This is a genomic window from Nocardioides pacificus, from assembly GCF_054775955.1.
The window spans coordinates 126,886-145,661 of sequence record NZ_BAAHCI010000003.1 but is presented as its reverse complement, the minus strand read 5'-3'; the positions used below and the strand labels follow the sequence as shown (position 1 = coordinate 145,661).

The following is an 18,776-nucleotide window of genomic DNA, read 5'->3' as shown; positions in this document are numbered from 1 at the left end:
CGTCGCGGAACTCCTTGGGGTACGGCTTCGGCACAGTGCACATCCTTCCAGCAGCACCTCTCGGCACCACAGATCAGATGTCACCTATCCGTGCAGCAGTCCCCCATGCGGATCTTGTTGGTCTCGGCCCGGACCTGCGCGAGGTCGGCTTTGAGCCTGTCGCGCTCTTGCTTCAGCGTTGAGTTCTCTCGAGCGACAGCCAGCGCCTTCTGCAGCGCGCTGAGCACCGCGGTGCGGAGGTTGCTTGGCACCCCGTCAAGCTCCAAGGGTTGTGCCGGTGGTGTCCCGCTGTGGCTCAGGTGGGACCTGACTTGTCGCAGGCACTCGTCACGTTCGCCCTTGAATGCGAGGCGGACGAACCAGTCGTAGTGGCGACCGTCGCTCGCAGGGCGGTGGCTCGCGTCCCAACGCCGTACTCCCAATGGACCCGCGTCAAGGCGATCCACGACGTGTTCGGCCGTGGATTCGTCTGCGTTGAAGACGACGTAGTGACCGAACCGGTTGGTCTCGAGGTTCCAGTCGCCCTCGGGGAGTGGCACCGGGGCCGGTCTCACCCCTCGCGTACTGGGGGTCGGCGTGGCGGCGAAGGGGATCAGCTCGCCGTCGGCGACAAAGCTGGCACAGTCGTACTTGTCGTAGCACGGCGCCGTGATGTCGATGCGATTGCCGCGGTAGAGCGGGTACACCTCCCCGCCATACACAACCCCCGCATCACCAGTCGGCAGTAGCCGCACCGGACGGCGCAGCGGACCGTCGACCTGGCGATCGGCATTGAAGACCTCGACATCGACCTGCTGTGAACTCACCGAATCCCCCTGTGCGCCTTCCAGTTCCACAACGAACAACCGCTGGAATTCCTACCTTGGCTGTCCAGAATTCCTACCCTGAATGAATGGGGGAATCGATCGGCCTGGAGACCGAACTGGAAACGCTCATTGCACTCGTGGGGTCCATGCCCGCGGGTGACCTGACGAACGGTTCGGGTCCGGTGGGCTCAGCAGCCCCCGGCATCGTCTCGGACTCGGGCATCGTCTTGGCAATGGCTCCGGTTGCCCCTGGATCCACGTGGCCCCGCACCAAGGGTGCAGCCCGTTGGCGTCTCAGCGCGGCTACCGGTTCCCTGGCTAGCCTCACCGATCGTGTGAACCTGGCTGACCTGGTGGGAAAGCAGGCAGCCGAAGCGACGGTCAAGGCGTTCCTCGCGATCAGGCCGGGTGGCGGACGCGTCTTCGTCGACGAGCGCGGTGACGCCGTGACCCCCGTCGAGAACCGGCTCGTCTACCTCGGTCGTATGGGGGTCGCGTCCGCAAACGCGGCTTCGACTGACGGAAGCCTCAGGGCAGCTGTGATCGCCGCTCTTAGGGAGGCCCCGGGATCGACCGCCCGTGAGATCGCCTACGAGCTGGGTCGTCGCGGCCGTTCGGCCGGCAAGACCGAGGTCAACTCGCTCATGTATGGCGACAGGACCTCCTTTGTGAGCGACGGGGCGACTGTTCCGAGATGGCGTGTCGCGACCACCGCTGCCGTCGCGCGCGAGGCCGCCGCCCCTTCAGCGAGTGGGCTACCGGCAGCCCCCGTGAAGGCTGTGCGGACCGGCGACGGCAGGGACGTCTACCGCGACCTGGTCGGGGTCGCAGAAGCGCCTGAACGCAAGGTCACCCACGTTGGCGCCTCCGAGGGGCCCCGACCGGTGCCCGACCTGTTGCTCGGTCTGATGGCTTGGCAACGCGAAGCCATCCGCGCTTGGTACGACAACGGGTGCCACGGGATCGTCGAAGCCGTCACGGGAACTGGGAAGACGCACCTAGGGCTCGAAGCGGTCGCTCAAGCGGTACGCGGCGGTGAGCGGAGCACGGTTCTCGTGCCGTCGGTAGACCTGCAGGACCAGTGGGCAGCCCGCTTTCAGACCTTCCTCCCGCACCTTCGAGTCGCACGGCTCGGCGGCCACAGTTCTGGTGACCCGCAGACCGCCGATGTGACCATCGCAGTGGTGAACTCCGCTCTCCGGCACGACCTGAGCGCGCTCTCTCCTGACAGCCTGCTGGTGGCTGACGAAGTGCACCGCTACGGCTCGGAACAGTTCCAGTACGCGTTGAGGGCGAACTACCGGCGACGGCTGGGACTAACGGCGACGCTCGAGAGGTCAGGCGACGACGCCGTCGAGGCAGTGCTGGCCCCCTATGTCGGGGGCAGCATCATGCAGGTCACCTTCGATCGTGCCATCCGGGAGGGAGTCGTGGCCCCGTTCCGCCTGGTCATGGCACCCGTGAGTCTCTCGGACGACGAGCAAGCTGAGTACGACGGCTTGTCGCGTCAGATCTCGAACGGCATGAAGGTGTTGCGCGGCAGCGGTGCGCTCAAGGGCGCGGGCAGCAGCATCTCCATGGAACTCGGTCGGCTTCGCGGAGCAGGTGGTGAGATCGGCAAGGCGGCGCGGATGGCGGAAACGGCCATGCGGAAGCGCCGTCAGCTTCTCGCCGCCGTGAGTGGGAAGCTCGACGCCATCGAGGAGCTCTCAGAGATGATCGGCCAAAGCCAAGGCACCGTCATCTTCACCCAGTCCAAGGAAGTGGCGGAGAACGCGGCGCTAGTGCTTCGCGAGTGGGGGGTGCCCGCCTCGGCACTGCACAGCGATATGAACGACAAGGAGCGCCGCGGATCTCTCGACGATCTGTCGACTGGTGCGTTGCAGGCGCTGGCCGCACCAAAGCTGCTCGACGAAGGCATTGACGTACCGACGGTCGATCTCGGTGTCGTCATGACTGCCAGCAGATCGCGCCGACAGATGGTGCAGCGACTCGGTCGCGTCATCCGGCGCAAGGACGACGGCCGGCCCGTGGACTTCGTGATTCTCTACGCGCACGACACCGTCGAGGACCCGTCAAGCGGAGTGCACGAGGGCTTCTTTGACCTAGTTGGAGAAGTCGCATCACGCAAGCTCACGCTCGAGCCGGGGTGGACCGCGAACGATCTGGCTGTGTAAGCGTCCGACACACCGGGACTGGGAGGAGTCACGGAGTCTCCGATTGTGAGCGAATGCGCGTCGGTGTGGCACCGGCGGCACTGCGCCAAAATGCCCGCGATCACCGGGGGCCAGGGAGAACCGGCTCTCCGCAGACAGGGCAGTTGATCTGATCCGAGGTCTGGCCCTGCGGCACCTGACCGCTTTCTCCGCAGTAGTCGCAGATCCACGTGGCCATGACCAGACGATAGGACTTCCTGGCCTCGCAGGCCACCACTCGGGGGATGCTGCCGCGATTGACGAGGAACGCGCAGCGACGCGTCGACGAACTGACGCTCCTGCGACGTGACGCGGAGGGCCGGGCAGTGCTTCCGGCCGGTATTTGGCCTCATACTCACCGACATGATCGAGCCTGAAGGCCACCTCTTCATCATCCATGGGCGAATCGAGTCGGTGATTCACGACGCGGCGCTGGTGCCAGTGGATCAAGCGTATGACTTCAACCCGATATGGGCTCCCCTGGTCGGCGAGCGGCCACTCCTACCGGCCCATTGGACGGAGCGTGGCTATGGCCGGATCAGGCCGGCACCCGATCGCGTCTGGGCCGTAAGCATCGGCAATGGGCTGGACCCCTACGATGCGGTGATCGACCGAGTCATCGGCGCTTTGCGGAGGATCGAGCTTCGCCGTGACGCCCACCCACCCACGCGAGGGTCTGGGGCGCTTCCGCTGGTCGCTGTCCCGGTTATCGGCATCGGTCGCGGGGGGTACGCGGGCGATCGCGGCACTGTCCTGCGCATGCTGGTCGAGAGGCTCGCCCAAGCTTCTCGGGAGTTGAGAATCGATGTTGTGCTCGTCACGCCGGACCCGGCGGTCTTCGCTGCCGCGCAATACGCCAGGCGGCGGCTAACTAAGAGGCTGCAACCGCGTCTCGAGAGCCTTGCCCGCGAACTGGGCACGGCGGCACGGGATGGCCAGCTCGCGATCCTCATGGGGGCCGGGGCCTCGGCTGCGGCTGGACTTCCGTCATGGCAGGGCTTGCTAGAGCATCTCGAACGAGACATCGGCATCACCTACCCGGACCCGAAGCAGGTTCCGAGTTCCATTGATCGAGCCGAACTCATCGAGCGCAAGGACAAGGAGGGTTTCCAACAAAGCGTTGCGGCGATGGTGACCGGCATCTCTCGCCCCTCCCTGCTGCACGCACTCTTGGCCAGCCTGGACTGTCACGAGGTCGTCACCACAAACTACGACACTCTCTACGAGCAGGCGGTGAGGGCCACGGATAGAGAGATTCAAGCGGTGATGCCCTGGAACTCCGCCCACGGCGCCGACAGGTGGATCCTCAAGCTCCACGGTGACGTCGAGCACGTCAAACAGATTGTCCTCACTCGCAGGCACATGGTCCGGTACGACGCGGCGAACCGCCCGTCCGCTGCGGTGCTCCAATCCCTTCTCCTGACGAAACGACTCCTCGCCGTGGGAGTGTCGATGACCGACGACAACGTGATCCGACTGGCACACGAAGTACAGGCGTATCGCGAGGAGCACCAGAAGGGGGAGCACCGCACCTTCGGCACCGTCCTGGACACCGACGGGGACGACATACGAGAAGCGCTCTGGGCCGGGCAACTGGACTGGGTGAAGCTCGCGGCGGAAGCAGGTCTTCCAGGGCGACGGGCGCAAGAGCTCTTTCTTGATCGGGTGGCCGGTCACGCGGCTCGCGACTCCTCCTGGCTGCTCGACCAGAGATTCGAAGGATTGCTCGATTGCGACGAGGACCGGCAATTGTCGGCGGCGGTCCGGGACCTCTACCACCGACTCCCGGCCGGGGAGGGCAACAAGTGGACGCCGCTGGTGCGGCGTCTTGAGGAGCTCGGCGCATCGTCCGGCAACCGCATCAGATTCCCCGGTTAGGGGATCAGCGCAGCCTGCGGCACACAACCTCACACGCCGTCCATGCGATCTGCCAGACAACTCGATCGGCGAGATCCCTCGGTCTAGGCAAGGGCAGGCTGCTGGCGTGGTTGTCAGCCGCGCGGCCAGCGCTTGGGCTAGAGACCGTAGGTCAGGGTAGGGCGGGGACGGTTGTTCAGGGTTGCCGCGATACGGGCGAGGTGGTCGGCGGTGTGGCTCGAGAGGTCGGTGTCCCGCTCGGGCCTGGGGAAAGGAAGGGGATGCTTGATGCAGGCATGAGTCACTCCATGCGGCAACCTGACTCGACCAGTGCGCCCGCCACCCATTGCCGACGCAGCGAACCCGTTAGCCGTAGCCGAGGACTCGAAGCGCGCGCCCGCAGCGGCGGAAGACTCCTTCGTTCGGGTGCTCACGAGGTAGGTCCTTCCATGACCGCCAGCGGCACGTCTCCGTCCACCGCGTCGTCGCGACCGACGAAGAGCAGGGAGCCTCGTCGTACGTCGACGCCGGGCACCCTGCTCAGCGCGGCGGCGTAAGCCTGGAGCTGCGGCTGGTAGTGCTTCGTCTTGAGGGCGCGCTCGTCGTCGGTGCGGGCATGGTCGGTCTTGTAGTCGACGACGCGTAGACCGTCCTCGTCCTCGACGAGCAAGTCTACGAAGCCTTCGACGTAGCGTTCGCCGTCCTGGGCGACGACGAACACCTCTCGCCAGAATCTGCCCGAGGTTCCCGCGGCCGCCACTTGCTTCGAGGTCAGCGCCCGCTCTACCCGGGCATGGACCTCCCCGGCCAGGTCGGGGATTCCCAGCTCCTCGCACAGGAGGTCGGCCAGCGCCTGCACCTCCGCTTTGCTCGACATGGCCAGATCCACCAGTTCGAGGACGCCGTGAACCGCTGACCCGAGTGCCGCGCCCTTGCCTGGTGCCAGGGGCGGAGCCGACGCCGACTGGGGGAGCGGGACGGTTCCTTCTGCGGCGGTCTGCTGGGCCTCGGCTACAAGCGACGTTGCCGTTGCGGCGACCCGTGCCCGGACAGCCGTCAGCATGGCCTCGCGCGTCTCCATGGCGGCGTCGCGATCGTCCGGCGCTGCCGCGGCCAGCGGCAGGACCAAAGGCGCGGGGTCGGACGGGGCTTCCGGTGCCTCTGACTCCACCGTCACCAGGTCTGACTGGCCTAGGTGGTCCCAGACCAGCTGCGCATGCGAGAGCAAGGCGCCCTTGCCCTTCGGCGGGCTGTGGTAGCAGCTGACCACCAGATGGTCTTGGGCGCGGGTCATCGCGACGTAGAGTAGCCGGATGGCCTCGGCCAGATCGCGATCCTTCTCCTCCGCCTTCCGTGTGGCGAACCCGTCTGTCTCTAGGGCGTCGGACTTCAGGCGTGCCTCGGGTCGTTTCCCGCCCCACACGACCTCGGTCAGCGAGCGGGGCGGGACGCTGAGGCCCCCGAGGATCGTCAGCGGGAACTCCAGGCCTTTCGAACCGTGCACGGTAAGGATGCGCACCGAGTCGTCGTCCGGCTCGGGGACAGCGGTCTCCAAGACGTCGGCCTCGGAGTCGATCTGACTGGCCGCCCAAGTCACGAACTCGGCCAGGCCGGTGCCGCCCGCGTCGCAGAACGCACGAGCCTGGTCCACGATGAACCGCAAGCGACGCCAGTGGTCGCGCGGGCGTGGCAGCTCGGCGGTCAACTCGACCAGGCGCAGTTCACGCACCACCCGGTCGACGAGTTGGTTGACCGGGACCCACCAGCGCAGGTCGTGCCACCGCCTGAGCTGCGCCAGCCCCTCGACCACCGGGTGGTCGGTGGCGAACCCCTCCGGGGTCCGGGCGAGGTAGCTCCAGCGGCCGCCGGCGGCCGCCCACTCGGTCAGGTGGTCGTCGGAGCAGGCGAGCCCGTGGTGTCGAAGGGCTGCGACGATCGCCACCTCGTCGGCGGGGTTCGCGAGTGCCTGCAGGATCGTGACCACGTCGCGGACCGCGTCCGTGCCCCACACGAGGGATCGGCTCTCCACCCGGTACGGGATCTCCGCGTGCTTTAAGGCCTCCTCCAACGCCGGCAACGAGGTGCGGGTCGGCAGCAGCACTGCCACATCGGCGTACCTGAGCGCTTGCTGGCCGCCCCTGTTACGAGTCACCAGCCACTGCTCGCTCATGGCGCGGCTGACCGTCGCGGCGATGTGGGCAGCCTCCTGCTCACGGAGCTGGGCGGCCTTGGCGCCGGCCTGTGGGCCGCCGAGGAGGCGGACCGGGCGCCCCCCGCCGGCATCTTCCGTCCGGTGCCACTTCAGGTCGGCGTAGGTCACTTGTCCCTCGGCGACGTCCATCAGCGCGCCGAAGAGCTTGTTTACCGGTCGGACGACGCCGGGCACGGACCGGAAGTTGACCTGCAGGCTGGTGCCGCCCGCGGCGTGGAGCTTGCCCACCTGCTGGTAGATCTGTACGTCGGCACGGCGGAAGCGGTAGATCGACTGCTTCGGGTCGCCCACGAAGAAGAGGCGCCCGTCCGCCACGGGGATGTCCGCCCAAGCCGCTGGGGGCTTGTCGCCGCAGTCGCCAGCGATGAGACAGACGATCTCGACTTGGAGGGGGTCGGTGTCCTGGAACTCGTCGACCAGGATCACTCGGAATCGGTCGTGCATCCGGCTACGCACCTCGGCGTTGCCTCGCAGGACGTCGCGGGTTAGGACCAGGAGGTCGTGGAACTCCAGTCGCCCCTCCCTCTGGCGCCGCTTTGCCTCCATGAGCACGAAGTCCTGGAGTCGGGCGCACAATGCCTCGGTGACCGCGCCGCTGACTTGGGCGAGCAGGGCAGCTCGCGCGTCCCGCGCCCGCTCTAGCGGGACGGACACACGCTCCTTGCCGCCGTGTTGTTCCCAGGTCTTCTTGTTGCTGGGGAACGTCCGACGGTCCAGCTGCTTCGCCTGGTGCATCGCTTCAATCAGGTCGATCCGGTCCGTCAGCGCAGAGAGCTCCTCGCTGAGCGGTTGTACGAACGAGGTCAGGTAGGTGGTGAGTCGGTCGTCGTCGGGAGCGTCGCTCAGCGATTCGAGCGCTTCGTGGAGCCCGTCGAGGACGGGGGAGACGTCGAGGTCGGGGAACGACCGGTGGGCGAACGGCTTGCCAAGCAGCTCGTCCCAGTGGCTCGAGAACTCCGCAGCCGTCGCACGCAGCCGGCCGAGGGTGAGACCGAGCGTCAGGCCAGCAACCACGTGGTCGTGCACCTCGACGTCATCGAGGAGGTCATCGACGAAGTCGCCCCAGGCCCGACCGCCCTCGATCTGGGCGGTGATCGGGTCGCTCACGGAGAATCCCGGCGGCAGCCCCGCCTCGAGCGGCATCTCGGAGAGGATGCGGGCCGAGAAGCCGTGCAAGGTCGAGATCGTCGCCTCGTCCAGGGAGGCGAGCGCTGTCCTGCATCGCGACTGCTGGGTCTCGTCGTACGGCGTGTTGTCGCCCAGCGCCTCCTCCAGCGCCTCGCGGATGCGGGTGCGCAGCTCGGCAGCGGCGTTCTCGGTGAAGGTGATGGCGGCGAGCGCCGACATCTCCTGCAGGTGACCGGTCGCCACCATGTGCACGACGCGCTGGACGAGTGCCGTGGTCTTTCCGGTCCCGGCACCGGCCTCCACGAAGAGGGTGCGGCCGTGCGCGTCCCGGATCAGGTCACGCTGGGTCTGGTCCTCCGGGGGACGTTGGTCCTCGGGCTGCGTCTGCTCGGTCACGACTGGGACTCCTTGCTCGTCTCGGCCGCCGCTTCGGGCACAGGGTCCGCCATCGCGGCGTACTCCTGCACCGGCGGTGACTGCTTCACCGCCTGCCACTGCTCCTCCCGCGTGGTGGGGCAGACCCGCTGGAAGGGGCAATAGGTGCAGTTCTCCCACCCACCCTGCCAGCTCGCCGCGCCGGGATAGGCGGGGAAGACGCCGGCCCGGATCGCACCGACGCTGACGTCGAGCACCTCGAGCAACCGCTGCTCGGCCGTCGGGTCCACGGGACCGCCGCGGTGGAGGTCACCGTGCTCGACGAACCAGTAGTACCCCTCGACCGGTGTGGTTGGGTCGCCGAACTCGCGTCGCGCCGCCAGTCCGTAGAGCACCAGCTGCAGCTTGCGTCCGCGGTCGACCAGGTCCGGGTCCGAGGACGGTTTGCCTCCCACCGTCGGGATGGCGTCGTAGCCGAACCCGCCGCCTGTCTTGTAGTCGGTGACCACGAGGGTGCCGTTCTTGGCTTGGTCGACCCGGTCGATAAACCCGGCGAGGCTGATGTTTCCTGAGCGAGGGAGGGTGAGCTCGAGTGGAGGCACGTCTCGTCCTCGGTGCTCGTCGTGTTTGCCGAAGGCCGCCTCGAGCGCAAGCGGCGTGGCTCCCCGCTCAGCCCGCTGTCGGCTGTCGACCTGCAGGATCCGCGTCAGCCGTCGGCGCAGCTGCGCCTTGTGTGCCTCCCACAGCAGCGGACGTCCGGTGACGCCCTGTCCCTCCAACGTTGCCGCCTCCTCGTCGAGGAGCGCATGGACCCTTGCAACGTCCGCGTCGGTCCACGGCTGGTCCGGACTCCGACCCGGTCGCGCCGGGGGCCCGTCCTGGGGCAGGCACTCGACGAAGAACCGCTCGAGGACCGTGTGGACCAGGGACCCGCGCCGCATTGCATCAAGAGTGTCTTCGTCGCCTGGGTCCTCGAGCTGGCTGACCCGAAGGATCCGGTCCAGCCAGAAGCGGCGCGGGCAGGTGGCAAACGTCTGGAGGGTGCTGGCGGAGAGGTTCGCGTCGACGCTTTCCCGGACGGCGACTGGGAGGTCCGCCACGTGCCCGGTCCATTCGCCGTACGTCGCGTCGCGCCGCTCCTGTACGGCGACGCGCGACCGGGCGTAGCGGTCGTCATGTGACTCGAGCTCGTGGCCGCGGTCGGTCAGCGCCAACAGCACGTCCAGCTCCTGGGTGCTGGCTGGCACGCCCGTTCTCCGCAGCGCCTGCTCGAACGAGTCGTGCCGGCGTAGCCACGGACGGTCCATTGTGGGCAGCTCACGTGAGGTAACCAGTCGGCCCTCCCGTCGTGCGACCTCCTCCATGAACCACGGCGAGGGCTGCAGAGCGCGCTGCGCGCGTACGTCGGCCTGGGGCGCGGAGAGCACCACGCGGTGGGCAGAGGCCTTCGCCGCGAGGAAGGCGTCACGCTCGGCTGCCCGACGGTCGGTGGTGGTGAGCAGGCCGGGGATCGCCCTTCTGGCCTCGTCTCCCAGGACGGGATGCTCGCGAGCCCGCGGGGGAAACGCGTCTTCGGTCATGCCCAGGACGACCAACAGGTCCAGGTCGGCGCCCGCGAGGTCGGCGAGGGGGGTGACCGCCATGCCGCGGCCGAGCGTCGTTCCACCGGCGAGCGAGGTGTCCAGCTCTCTGGACACGGCCTCCAGGACGGTGTCGAAGGAGGGCTTGCCGGCGGCGACGTCGTCGAGCAGCGTGAGCCGGTCGATGGCCGTGAGTACGCCGTCGTACCCCGCGCGTTCGACGCGCCGCCAGCGGCGTGCCTCGTCGTCCACGACCCACCGGTCCGCACGGCGCGGATCGCCGAGGAAGCGAATCACGGCGTCGCGGAGCCCCCGGGCGACGTCCGCCCAGGACGGCGCGTCTGCCACCGCCTCGCACGTCTCGGCCACCGAGTCGACGAAGGCCTTGAGTTCGTGGCACTCCTGGATGCGGTGGTCGTGGTGGGCGCGGCGGGCCTCCTGGTCCTCCGGGGAGAGGGACAGGGAGGGCTCTTCGCGCCTGGCGATCTCGTCGGCGGTGTAGGTGTCCAGACGACGACGCCAGGTGTCGAGCCCGCGGCTGACCCCGGCGCTACGCGAGATCCGCTCCCACCGGTCGACAGGCACGGGCGCGCCGTCGGCGGTCACGATGGGGGCGTCCGCTACCCAGCTCAGTAGGGCGGCGCGAGGGTAGTCGTCGAGGTGCAGTTGAAGGAGCCGTACCAGGGTCCGGCCGGCGACCGAGTCGACCAGCTTCCTGCCGCCGCTCACGTGGAACGGCAGACCCGCCACCGTGAGCTGCTCGTCGAGGAGACGGGAGTACGGCGTCGCCGAGCGGTAGGCGATCGCGATCCGCTCTGGACGGACTGGGTGCTCAGTCAGGAAGGACAGAACACGGCGCACAGCCTCGCGGACCTCCTCCTCCGCGTCGGGGGCCAAGGTCAGCATAATCTCCTGGGAATCCCTGGATGCGTCCAGGCGTTCGGGGCTGCCGAGGAGGTCGGTGAGCCACCGCTCGAGGTCGTCGTGCTGCCCTGACTCCTTCGGCTCCGCGAGCACGCACACTAGACGCTCTGCCAGCGCGAGTGCCTCGACGAGTCCTCGCTCGGCGGGGGAGAGGCGCGAGGGGACGAAGAGGACCACGGTGGTTTCGGGTGCCGTCCCCTCGCGCACCGCCTTCGCCGCGAGCCGGGCGATGTCGGCAGGAGTCTGCAGGCCTGCGCACGCCTGGCGGAAGTCGGCGTGGAGCCCCGCAACCTCGGCCGCCCTGGCGCCGGTGCCGGCCAACTCGTCGTGCCGCGCGTGAGCGTCGACCTCGTCTAGCTCTGCCAACAGGGCGGTGATCAGCGAGGCCGTGGCGGGGTGGGCGGCCGCTGCGGCCAGTGACCCGGGTTGGTGCGGTTGACGGCTGACCGCCTGTCGCGCCGCTAACACCCGGGCCGGCTCGGTCAGCGGACGCAGGTGAGCCAGGGCCATGGCACGCCGCGCCAGCCGGTTGGCGACCTGCGGTAGGGAGCCGAAACGCACGTTGGCAGTCGCCGGCTCGGCCAGGGTGCGGCGCAGCGTCACCCCCGCCAAGGCGCTGGGGACGACGACATCCACCGGTCGCAGCGGGTCGTCGCGCTGCAGGTCTGCGACGATGCGACTCAACGCCTCGGTTGCTGACGGTCCGACCTGTGTGACGACAAACTTCGTCATGTCCCCCATGTGGCAACCGTATGTCCTGAGGAGGAGAATTTTCTTGGCCGTCATCCCAGAGCCGAACCAGGCCGCGCCGATCGGCGAGTTCGTGCGCAGGCACCTGCCGCAGATCCTCGAGCTTTGCCGCCGGGAGCCGGGGGAGCTGATCAACCTGCAGGACAAGGCCTACTGCCTGGCGACCTTCAGACAAAGCTACCCCGTATTGCTGGCGAAGGTCTCGAACCAGAAGCCCGCCAAGTATTGGAGCGCGAAATTGTCGGCTCCCTTCTCAGGGGCGGGGTTCTGGGTCACGTCAGAGTGGGTAGCGCCCCTTCACACGGCGCACTTCGTCGCCTACCTGGTGGCGAAGGGCATCGAGCCGCTCGGCGTGGACGAGGACTTCATCGTGTGGGCCCAGGAAACGGTCGACAAGACCGGAACCACGGGCACCGCGCCGGGCGGAGCCCGGTATCGGGCAACTCCCATAGGGACCGTCCAAAACGCTCTTGTCCGCCACCTCCTGGGCAGCCTGTCGTTCGAGACCTTCAGCAAGGCCGACTGGGAGCGGATCAAGGTCGAGGACTTCGCCGGGGGGTGCGCCTACTGCGGTCTGCTCGGGAAGACCGAGATGGACCACGCCGTGCCGATCAGCCGTGTGCGCCAGGGAGAACACCGGCTGGGCAACTTGGTGCCTGCCTGCGCAGCCTGCAACGCCAAGAAGAGCCAGCAGCACTACGTCGCTTTCCTACGCATGAAGTTCCGCGACGACCCGGAGCAAGGAGAAGCACGGATCGCCGCGGTCCAGAGGCACGCTGACAGGTATGGCTACCGGCCGATCGAGGACCGGGAAGGCGTACGCCCCCTGCTCGAGGAGGCCCGCGCTGCGGTGAAGGCACTCGCGGAGGAGTACCGCGTCCGGATCAACAAGCAACTGGGCCACTCGCGTGACGAGTAGTCGCGCCGCCGTACCGCTCACGCGGAGGGCCGGGAAGCGTAGACGCCAAGACCCGCGCGCCGGGACGGGACGCCCCTAGCGTGAGCGGTGTGGAAGAGCGTCTGTTCGAGGGCAGGGTCTCTCTCAAGATCGCGGACGTCGTGCGCGGGACATGGGCGCTGCCTCCGTGGGAGCCCGCCTCGGCTGGCCGCATGCCCTCCGCGGGGCTGCACATCCCGGAGAAGTGGGTGCCGAGCAGGCTATGCCGCTTCATCCCCTACGACCGTGGGTGGGTCGTGCAACTCGGCCGGCCGAGGGCCACGGTGGCCAGCCGCTACATCGGCAAGCACACCTTCGGGTCACGGGCGATGGTGGCGCTGCAGCCCGGGCGCGCGCTGATGTCCTTCCCGGAGCTCGACGACCACCTCTACCTCCACGTCGTCATCGGTGCTGGCGAGGCCGAAGGGCTCGACGTTCTGCAAGACGTGCCGGGACCGCGCGAGGAGGGCCAGCGCACTGCGTACGCCGTCAGCCATGTCGATATCCCGGAGGCGCACCGTCAGGTGCTGGCCGTCGCCTACCTCCACCTGCTGACCCGGCAGCCCAAGCCGACGAACGTCGCCCTATCTGCGAGCCAGCGGCTCGGCAAGAGCGAGCAGGCGGTGAAGAACGTCATCATCAAGACCCGGGACCGGGTCAACCGGGAGCGGTGGCTCGACCTCCGCGACACCGACCACCTCGGCCACTACCTGGTGCGTCTGACCCGCACCATCACCCTCGACGACCTGCCGCCGGGGTTCCTCGAGGGGTTACCCGGGTAACCGGGCCAAATCGGCCCTCTTCGGCACAGTCCTCCTTGTCGATCCGAACGGATCGAGGAGAAGGAGAAGTGATGATGCAGGACCTGCACATCGGCCGCGGTCACACCCGCGGCGCCATGACGGTGTTCCCCCTGTGGAGCGCCACCAGCGGTCCCGGCCGCTACACGCTCTCGACGCGGCAGCTCGAGGTGTCCGAGATGGACGACGGCCCCGACGTGGGCTCGCTGATGGTTGGCAACGTCGGCGACCGACCCGCCCTGGTCCTCGAGGGTCAGCTCTTCGAGGGCGGCTGGCAGCACCGGATGGCCACCCGGCCCATGCTCATCGGCGTCCACCAACGCATCCCTGTCGAGGTCGCCTGCGTCGAGCAGGGACGCTGGTCGGGAGGAAGTCGGCAGGAGACCCGTGGGCGGCGCGCGACGCCGTACATCCGTGAGGCGGTCCGCGGCGACGTCGACGTCCAGGGCGAGGTGTGGACCCGGGTCGCCCGACACACGGCCGGCAGCGACAACCCGACCGGGTCGTTCGTACGGCGTCTCGACGAATCCGACGCCACCAGGAGCGACTGGTCCGACTACCGACTCCTGCCGGGACAGTCCGGCGTTCTGATCGGTGTCGGTGGCCAGCCGTACGTTGCTGAGGTGTTCTCCCATCAGCTCAGCCTCCGTCGCCAACTGCAGCCCATCCTCGAGGCCGCTGCTCTCGACGCCCTGCACGCACCGGTCGAGGCAACGCCCGGCCGTCGCGCGAGGCGCTTCATCGACCGCTTCGGGCGCACGCCCCTCGTGGTCCCGCGTCCGGCTGGGCTGGGGATGGAGCACTCGGGACGGACGCAGTACGTCGACGCCTCGGTCCTGCGTTGGCAGGACGACATCGTCCACACCCGCATGTCCAATGTCCGCCACCCGATGCTGGTGGCGGGATGAAGGGGGAAAGCATGAGCACCGTGCAGGAGTTGTTGCGGCAGGTCCGCGACGGAGAGGGCCAGGCGGAGGAGGTGGCGCCCGAGATCGCGCACCTGGTCCTTGCCGCCGGCGCCCGCAAGGCCGCTGAGGTAGAGGGCCTGACCCGGTCCGAGATCATCCACATGAAGATGGTGGGGATACTCGACGACGACCCCTCCGACACCTTCACCGAGGTGGAAGCGGCGTACTTCAGCGATCAGCTGACGGACGAGCAGTACGCCACCATCCGAAACGCCGTGACTGGGGAGGAATCCCGATGAGGCTGACCAGTGCACAGACTGACCGCGCCTGCGGGGCCCTTCTCGCCTCTGCGGTGGGCGACGCTCTTGGCGCCGGCTACGAGTTCGGCTCCGCGCCGTATGAGGGCTGGCCGGCGATGATCGGCGGTGGGCTCGGTGGATTCGCGCCGGGGGAGTGGACCGATGACACCGCCCAGGCCGTCGCCATCGCCCGTGTTGCCGCCACCGGCGCCGACCTGCGAAGCGAGGAGGCACTCGATGCGATCGCCCAGGGCTTCGCGGACTGGTACGCGGGCCACCCACCGGACGTCGGCATCCAGACCTCCCAGGTGCTGTGGGCCGCCGGGCCGACCCCGACGGGGGTCGAGATGACGGCCGCGGCCAGCGAGCTGCACGCGAGATCGGGCCGGAGCGCCGGCAACGGGTCGCTCATGCGGACCGCACCCGTCGCGCTCGCCCACCTCGACGACCCAGAGGCCTTGGTCGAGGCCGCCATGGCGGTCTCCGCGCTGACCCACCACGACTCGCTGGCTGGGGAGGGCGCCGCGCTGTGGTGCCTGATGATCCGCCACGCCGTCCTCACGGGCGAGATGCCGACCGCCGACGACGTCCTGCCCCACCTCCCGAACGCTGAGCGGTGGGCCGGGATCCTCCGGGAGGCCGAGGAGTTGGACCCGTCGCGCTTCTCAGAGAACGGCTGGGTCGTCGGAGCCCTCCAGGCCGCGTGGTCGGCGATCGTCCACACCCCGGTTCCGGAGACCATGGCGTGCCGACACCTCCAGCAGGCGCTGGCCACCGCGATCGGGATCGGCCACGACACCGACACCGTCGCGGCCATCGCCGGGGCACTGCTCGGGGCCCGCTGGGGAGCCAGCGCCGTGCCCCAGGAGTGGCAGGCTCCGCTGCACGGCTGGGGCGTCCCCGGTCGCCGCGGCGCAGCCGCCCTGGTCTCGATGGCCACGCTCACCGTGCACGGCGGGAGAGCGCCGTGTGGCAGCCAGTGGCCGCAATGCGAGCGGATGGACTACCGCGGCTACGGCGGCGAGGACACCTTCGTGGTCCACCCGCTCGTCGACGGCGTGTGGATCGGCGGGGCCCTGGCGCTCGACGACCTGCCCGAGGAGATCGACGCCGTGGTCAGCCTCTGCCGCATCGGCACCGCGCAGATCCCCGAACACGTCGACAGCCACGCCGTACGGCTCCTCGACACGGTCGCCGACGACAACCCCAACCTGGACTTCGTCATCGACGACGCGGCGCGAACTGCCCTTCGGCTGCGGAGCGAAGGGCGCAAGGTGTACCTGCACTGCGTCGCGAGCCACAGCCGTACGCCGACGGTCGCGGCCTGGGTCGGTGTTCTTGATGGGCACTCGCTGGAGGAGTCGCTGGACGCCGTCCTGGCGGTGCTGCCTTCGGCGCGTCCGCAGCGGTTCCTGGTGGAGGCCCTGAAGAGGATGGCCGGAGCCTCGCCCGGTCAGACCACGTAGACAGATACTCGTGCAGGTCCACGCCAAATAGCGACAGAGAAGGATGAGTACATGGACGACGATGCGGGACCGATGCCCCCGGACCCGAGCATCACTGAGCGTTTGGCCCAGACCCTCGCCGTGCCGGTTGTGGATTTCGTTGACGCGTTCGGAGCCGGATGGTTGCCGTTGCCAGACGAGGGCGCAAACTCAGATGCTCTGCCGGAGGAATGGGGGAGCGCCTTCGGTCCTTGGCACGTGTCCGGGGAGCCGTACCAGCTGACCCTTCGGACACTGGATGACGGAGTGGAACTGGGTGTCCCGGTGGGCTCGTGGGGCGGAAGTCATGGCCTTCGCTGGGAGTCCAGCGACCGCCGCACCGTCAACGGGATGGGTCCTGAGTTCGTTGACGCGGCCCGGCCTGTCATCGCGGCGCTGCTCAAGCGTCGCCGAGCACGGTTTCGATACTGCCGATACTGCCGTCGTCTCACCCCGCCAGAAGAGCGACTCGAGGTGGACGTTTGCTATGGCTGTGGCAGCACCTGGCGAGGAGTCATCTACTAGGCGTGCAATCTGGTATTGAGTTCGCAAAGCGCGAACGTATTGACGAGGTGCTAGAACTTCGGCACGGTGAACGTCCTTCCAACAGCACCTCTTGGCACCACAGATCAATTGTCACCTATTTTGCAGCAGTCCCCAGAGCGGGTCGTCGCGTTTCAGCTTTATGTCCTTTGGGTGGGAGGTGAGGAGACGTTTGAGCACCGAAGAGCCGATCTTGAGCGTGCTGGCCGTGCCCGCCGGCGTGAACCCGTAGGCCAGTAGGGCCCGGCCGGCGGTCGCGTACCGTCGCTCGCGGGACTTGGTCCGCTCGACGCGTTCCTTGTCGATGATGTAGTCGCCTGCCAGTCGGCGGATCTCCTCGGGCAGCTCGGCCAGCGTGTCGACCAGGAGCGCATGCCGCTCCTCGCGACGTGAGGTGAACCCGACCCTGTCCAGCACGGACGGGTGAATGCGCTGGTAGAGGTCGTGGGCGAGCAGCCGCGCCGCGCTGGCACGACGCCGAAGCAGGCGGCTGATCTCCCAGATGATCTCCTGAACGAGGCGCGGATCCGCGCCGGTGCCCAGCTGGTTGTCGACCCATCGCTCCAGGTCGGCGGTGCGCCACTCCGGTCGCACGTCGGGGTGGGCCGCCAGGTGCCTTGCCCACGGCAGTGCGTGGAAGCCGATCGCCTTCCCGATCGTGTACTTGAACGTGTAGTAGGCAGCACCGACGACCGCCTCGCACTCATCCTCGGACAGGTGACCTGCGTGCCGCCGCGCGATCCGGTCGCGGCCGTCCGGGTCCAGGTGGTGGCCGTAGTCCGGGTCGCCGACGATCGCGTCAACCATCGGCCGCAGCCGTTGGGGGACCGGCGTGCCGGAGCTGGAGAAGTCGGTGTACCGGTCGTCATAGGAGTGGCCGATCCGCCCGTAGTACGCATCGATCGCGGAACGGTAGCGGGCCGCGTCCTCTACGAGCATCGCCTGGGTCGGCAGGACCGGTGTCCGTGCCGCCCATTCCTCCCGCATCGCCTCCTCGGGATGGACCAAGAAGTCCGGGCTGCTGACCCGCACGGCGTGAGCGAAGGTCCTCACCTTCCCGTAAAGGCGTTCCTGCAACTCTTCGAGCGCAACCTGGTCCTCGACTGTGATTCCGGCGACCTCCGCGCGTACCTCGACCCCGCCTTCGTCGCACGTGACGACGTAGGTCACCTTGCCCTCGTGGAGGAAGCCCGCCATGAGCATCGGCGGTCCAGGCTTACCGTCCTCCTCGTCGATAGTGGTGCCGTCGTGACGGTCGAGCACCACAGGTGCTCTCGCCGCCTTCGCTTCGGCAATGAACTTTGTTGCGGAAAACCCGGGGACCGGCACCAAGTCCGGATCGTCGGGCCAGTCGTCGGGCGGAGTGTCGAGCATCGGGACCCCGTGCCGGTTGAGCTCGGCAAGGAACCAGTCGGTGTACCCGGACTCAGCCAGACGAGGCGACTCCTCCCGTGCGGGCTGGGCTTCGGGTTCCGGGGCTGATGGCGCAGCGACCGTCTGCTTGGAGCCGCGGCCGACCACCCGCGGGGGAGTGCTGCCGTAGTTCAGCGCGTCGAGAAGCAGCTGGCCTCCGGCATCGGTGGCGAGGACGAACTCGATCTCGCCGCCGAACTTGCAGCCGACGACGATCGCCTCACCCATCACCTTCTCGAACGCGAGCACCTCGATCGCGTCCTCCCAGAGGTCGGCAGGGAGGACGCCCTGGACGTAGACCGGCGCGTCCGGTGATAGCGCTTTCGGGGTCCAGTCGAGGCCGGGGTAGTGCGATGCGATCACGCCGCCGCGGCGCAGCACGTCGAGCAAGGTCATCCGGGTGCCGGCGAACCGCGTCCGTTCGCCGAGGGGGAACCCTTCACGAAGGTTGGCGACGTTCTCGTCCAAGACGTTCCGGACCCATCCGATGTGGCCTGGGGTTCCGAAGCTTGCGGCGGCGTCGGGGTTGAGGCTGTTGTTCACCGGTGGATCGTGACATACGGAC

General features: G+C 68.1%; 11 protein-coding genes and 1 pseudogene. 7 read left to right on the top strand and 5 right to left on the bottom strand.

Translation table 11 applies throughout. From position 1 onward, the window contains the following. Nucleotides 1-80: 80 nt before the first annotated feature. A complete protein-coding gene (locus ACYU7L_RS01125; protein WP_460793342.1) occupies nt 81-806 on the bottom strand; it encodes a hypothetical protein in 726 nt (241 codons plus the stop codon). An 86-nt stretch (nt 807-892) separates the two neighbouring features. Here ACYU7L_RS01125 and ACYU7L_RS01120 point away from each other — a divergent pair, with 86 nt between their 5' ends. Together ACYU7L_RS01120 and ACYU7L_RS01115 are read left to right on the top strand one after the other, a co-directional pair. Beyond that, the gene (locus ACYU7L_RS01120; protein ID WP_460793341.1) at nt 893-2,983 is read left to right on the top strand and encodes a DEAD/DEAH box helicase; all 2,091 of its coding nucleotides are present in this window, start codon (nt 893-895) and stop codon (nt 2,981-2,983) included. Between the two features lie 381 nt (nt 2,984-3,364). Next, on the top strand, nt 3,365-4,879 hold the full coding sequence (locus tag ACYU7L_RS01115; protein WP_460793340.1) for an SIR2 family NAD-dependent protein deacylase: 1,515 nt from the start codon (nt 3,365-3,367) through the stop codon (nt 4,877-4,879). A gap of 96 nt (nt 4,880-4,975) precedes the next feature. Here the strand turns inward: ACYU7L_RS01115 and ACYU7L_RS01110 are convergent. The 3 genes and pseudogenes from ACYU7L_RS01110 to ACYU7L_RS01100 form a co-directional block, all read right to left on the bottom strand. After that, nucleotides 4,976-5,118: pseudogene (locus ACYU7L_RS01110) on the bottom strand (IS30 family transposase); the annotation flags it as partial. A 170-nt stretch (nt 5,119-5,288) separates the two neighbouring features. Then, nucleotides 5,289-8,594 carry a UvrD-helicase domain-containing protein gene (locus ACYU7L_RS01105; protein ID WP_460793339.1) on the bottom strand — a complete coding sequence of 1,102 codons (3,306 nt, stop codon included), beginning with the start codon at nt 8,592-8,594 and terminating at the stop codon, nt 5,289-5,291. Continuing rightward, complete coding sequence (locus ACYU7L_RS01100; protein ID WP_460793338.1) at nt 8,591-11,818, bottom strand: PD-(D/E)XK nuclease family protein; 3,228 nt, start codon at nt 11,816-11,818, stop codon at nt 8,591-8,593. The genes ACYU7L_RS01105 and ACYU7L_RS01100 overlap by 4 nt, the downstream gene beginning before the upstream one ends. Nucleotides 11,819-11,852: 34 nt before the next feature. On the opposite strand from ACYU7L_RS01100, the gene ACYU7L_RS01095 reads away from it, so the two are divergent. The 5 genes from ACYU7L_RS01095 (at nt 11,853) to ACYU7L_RS01075 (ending at nt 16,237) form a co-directional block, all read left to right on the top strand. After that, nucleotides 11,853-12,746 (top strand): HNH endonuclease, encoded by an 894-nt coding sequence (locus ACYU7L_RS01095; protein WP_460793337.1) that lies wholly within the window; start codon nt 11,853-11,855, stop codon nt 12,744-12,746. Nucleotides 12,747-12,835: 89 nt separating this feature from the next. Then, complete coding sequence (locus ACYU7L_RS01090; RefSeq protein WP_460793336.1) at nt 12,836-13,546, top strand: hypothetical protein; 711 nt, start codon at nt 12,836-12,838, stop codon at nt 13,544-13,546. A gap of 71 nt (nt 13,547-13,617) precedes the next feature. Continuing rightward, entirely contained in the window at nt 13,618-14,472 is an 855-nt protein-coding gene (locus tag ACYU7L_RS01085; protein ID WP_460793335.1) for an ARPP-1 family domain-containing protein, read from the top strand. A gap of 11 nt (nt 14,473-14,483) precedes the next feature. Further along, entirely contained in the window at nt 14,484-14,771 is a 288-nt protein-coding gene (locus tag ACYU7L_RS01080; RefSeq protein WP_460793334.1) for a hypothetical protein, read from the top strand. Then, nucleotides 14,768-16,237 (top strand): ADP-ribosylglycohydrolase family protein, encoded by a 1,470-nt coding sequence (locus ACYU7L_RS01075; protein WP_460793333.1) that lies wholly within the window; start codon nt 14,768-14,770, stop codon nt 16,235-16,237. The genes ACYU7L_RS01080 and ACYU7L_RS01075 overlap by 4 nt, the downstream gene beginning before the upstream one ends. Nucleotides 16,238-16,891: 654 nt before the next feature. Here ACYU7L_RS01075 and ACYU7L_RS01070 read toward each other — a convergent pair. Then, nucleotides 16,892-18,754, bottom strand: a complete 1,863-nt coding sequence (locus ACYU7L_RS01070; RefSeq protein WP_460793332.1) for a hypothetical protein — start codon at nt 18,752-18,754, stop codon at nt 16,892-16,894. Nucleotides 18,755-18,776: the final 22 nt, after the last annotated feature.